The organism is Candidatus Omnitrophota bacterium (assembly GCA_028715415.1).
Lineage (GTDB): Bacteria > Omnitrophota > Gorgyraeia > Gygaellales > Profunditerraquicolaceae > JAQURX01.
Genome location: JAQURX010000030.1, coordinates 1 through 3,560, shown reverse-complemented (window position 1 = coordinate 3,560; position 3,560 = coordinate 1). Strand labels below are relative to the sequence as shown.

Sequence of the window (3,560 nt, the reverse complement as noted above, 5' to 3'; positions counted from 1 at the left end):
CTAAGCCGATTTGCATAGATTAGAGCTCCATTTTATTTGATTTATCAGTATATAATGTAAAGAGATAGGGGTCAATAAAATTATTGACTTAAGTTCCTTATATAGTAGAATGATTTTACGTTTTTCTTTTGGCCCCATCGTCTAGCCTGGTCCAGGACGTCAGGTTCTCAGCCTGTAAACACCGGTTCAAATCCGGTTGGGGCTATTCTTCTTGTAAGCTTTATCTAACCAAATTTCCTCTAAAATATTAATATCGCTTGACTAATAGTCCACATAAGGAGTAATATTTTGTTAATGAGATACTTACGTCTTTATATTATTATAATATTAATTATTAGTTTTATTCAAGGAGTTGCTTTTTCCGAAGAAATTCTTACTTGGCAGGATTGTGTAAAAGAAGCGGCTAAAAATAATCCGGATTTAATCTCGGCTCAAGAGGTAGTTAAGCAATCTCAAGCAGCAAAGGATATTACCGCAAGCGGTCTTTACCCGCAGATAGACGCTAATTTAGATGCTTCAACCGGAAAAACAGTAACCGGTAGCGGAAGCAGCGCTAAGAAAAGCACCACCGATAGCTACTCTTATGGTTTAAGCGGCACGCAATTAATCTTTGACGGCTTGAAAACCGTCGATAATGTTAAGGCCGCGGGAGAAACCGTTAAAGCCAATATTGAGGCTTTTAAATTTACTTCTTCAAACGTAAGATTGGGCTTAAGGAATGCTTATGTAAATTTAATCAGGGCGCAAGAATTAGTCAAAGTCTCAGAAGAGATTATAAAAATCAGAAGGTCAAATCTTGAATTGATAACATTACGATATGAGTCGGGATTGGAACACAGGGGAGCTTTATTGACTGCTGAGGCAAATTTAGCATTGGCCCGGTTTAATTTGGCACAGGCAAAAAGAGATATTGAATTGTCTCAAAGGCAGCTTAATAAGGAAATGGGCCGCAAGGTTTTTATACCCATGTTTGGAAAAGTGGATTTTACAGTAGATAACCCTGTTGACATAAAACCCGATTTTGAATTGATAGCAAAAAGCAATCCTTCTCTACAAGAAGCGATTAACAACAGGAATTCCGCGGCTTTCGGAGTTAAATCCGCTTATGCTAATTTTTTCCCGCAGTTAACCGGTTCCGGCTCAGTAACTAAATCAGATAACCATTGGTCGCCGAGAAACCCGGGATGGAATCTGGGCTTAGGTTTAACTATGCCTGTATTTGAGGGCGGATTAAGAATAGCGCAGGTTTCTCAGGCAAAGGCTTTATATAACCAGCTTGTTGCCGTAGAAAGAAGTACACGTGACAGCATTATTGTTAATCTGGAACAAGCCTGGGTAAATTTACGTGATAGTATAGAGACAGTAGGTGTTCAATATCAGAATTTAATCGCCACCCAAGAGCGTTCAAAGATTGCTGAAGCACAATATTCAATCGGCCTTATGTCGTATGACAACTGGACAATCATCGAGGATAATTTGGTTAGTGCCAAGACGAGTTATTTGAATGCGCAGGCAAATGCTTTATTTGCCGAAGCCAGCTGGATCCAGGCGAAAGGAGAAACGTTAGAATATGCGCAACAAAAAAATTAAAATTATTTTTGCAGTTGTTGCTATCTTAATCGGGATTTTTGTAGTGATAAAAATAAAAGGCAAACATTCGGAGAGCGAAATCACCAAAGAGATAAAGCCAACGGTTGGAACAATTCAGTCTTTTATCTCAACTACCGCAACCGTATTGCCTCAAAACCGGTTGCAGATAAAGCCCCCAGTTAATGGCCGCATTGATAGTATTTTGGTTAAGGAGGGCGATAAAGTAAAAACCGGGCAGATTTTAGCATGGATGAGTTCAACTGATAGGGCAGCTCTTTTGGATGCAGCACGCGGACAGGGGGCAGATGCCCTGAAATACTGGAAGGAAGTGTATAAAGGGATTCCTCTTTTGTCGCCTATTGACGGAGAAGTAATTGTAGCAACAACTCAGCCCGGGCAGACTGTTACTACGAGCGAAGCCGTAGTTGTTTTGTCCGATCATCTAATTGTGCGTGCCCAAGTTGATGAAACAGACATTGGAAAAATTGAATTAGGGCAAGAAGCAAGTATAACTTTAGATGCTTATCTTGGAGAAAAGATAAAAGCTTTGGTGTCGCATATCTACTATGAATCTCAAACTGTGAATAATGTTACAATATATAATGTTGATTTAGCTCCGGAAAGTATCCCGGTATTTTTCCGCTCGGGTATGAATGCTACTGTGGATTTTAAGGCAGAGGATAAAAATAATGCTTTGTTGTTGCCGGTAGAAGCGGTCCGTAAAGAAAAAGGTGAAAATTATGTGTTGTTAAAACAAGAAGGCGATAAAAGCCCTCTGAAGCGCAGCGTAAAAATAGGTATTACTGATGATAAAAATATTGAAATTATCTCTGGGATAGACGCTAACGATATTGTAATCGTTAAGTCAAAAAAATATATCCTTCCTAGCGCAAATAAGTCAAAAAATCCATTTATGCCTTCGCGTCCGGAGAAGAAAAAATCAAACTAAGCTTATGATTGAAGTTAGGAATTTAAATAAAACCTACCAGATGGGCGAAGTTGAAGTCCAGGCCCTGCGAAACGTCTCATTAAAAATATCTCCAGGTGAATTTGTTGCAATTATGGGCCCTTCGGGTTCTGGGAAATCAACATTGATGCATGTGTTGGGCTTACTTGATAGGCCGGATTCCGGAGAATATTTTCTTGCGGGAGCAGAGATTACAAAACTAAGCGATCCCGAATTAGCCCTCATTAGAAATCAATTAGTCGGTTTTGTATTTCAGCAGTTTCATCTGTTACCCAGGATGACTGCTTTGGAGAATGCAGAACTTCCTTTGATTTATGCTGGCAAGAGGCACTTGAAAGAGAAGGCAGAGAAGGAAATCGAAGGAGTAGGCTTAAAAGACAGGATGAACCATCGTCCAAACGAGATGTCTGGAGGCCAGCAGCAAAGAGTTGCTATAGCCAGGTCTCTTGTCAATGACCCCCCCGTAATTTTTGCGGATGAGCCTACGGGAAACCTTGATTCAAAGAGCAAAGAAGAGATAATGTCAATAATCAAGGAGCTTAACCGCAAGGGTAAAACTATAATTGTTGTCACTCATGAAAATGAGATTGCCGCGCATGCCAAAAGGATTATCCATATGCGCGACGGAGAGATTATTTCCGACAAAACTGTTTCAAATGAGAAAGCCGCAAAAATAAATCTTCCGGATAATTTAATTAAAAATATTTTAACAAAGTCAGCAGATGCGGTAAAAAGCGAGATAGAATTCTTTGATTATTTGAAGCAGGCAGTTTCTGCGATGTTGTCGCATAAAATGCGCGCGTTCCTTTCAATTTTAGGCATACTGATAGGAGTTGCTGCGGTTATCGCAATGATTGCATTAGGAAGAGGAGCGCAGGAGTCAATAGAGAAACAATTAGCTTCTTTAGGCTCTAACCTTTTGCTGGTAAGGCCCGGTTCTCCTAAATTGCAGGGGATTGCTATGCAAAGCGGCTCTACAACACGGTTTGTTTTTCAAGATCTG

3 protein-coding genes and 1 tRNA gene are annotated in these 3,560 nt (G+C 40.0%); all 4 read left to right on the top strand.

Annotation, left to right across the window (positions count from 1 at the left end):
• The first annotated feature begins 130 nt into the window (after positions 1-130).
• Positions 131-205: transfer RNA gene (locus PHO70_08565), tRNA-Glu, on the top strand.
• 89 nt (positions 206-294) lie between these two features.
• A complete protein-coding gene (locus PHO70_08560) occupies positions 295-1,590 on the top strand; it encodes a TolC family protein (GenBank protein ID MDD5433012.1) in 1,296 nt (431 codons plus the stop codon).
• Positions 1,571-2,539, top strand: coding sequence for an efflux RND transporter periplasmic adaptor subunit (locus PHO70_08555; GenBank protein MDD5433011.1), 969 nt, complete (start codon positions 1,571-1,573; stop codon positions 2,537-2,539). Before PHO70_08560 ends, PHO70_08555 begins: the two co-directional genes overlap by 20 nt.
• Positions 2,540-2,543: 4 nt before the next feature.
• A partial coding sequence (locus PHO70_08550; protein MDD5433010.1) for an ATP-binding cassette domain-containing protein occupies positions 2,544-3,560 on the top strand: 1,017 nt, incomplete at its 3' end.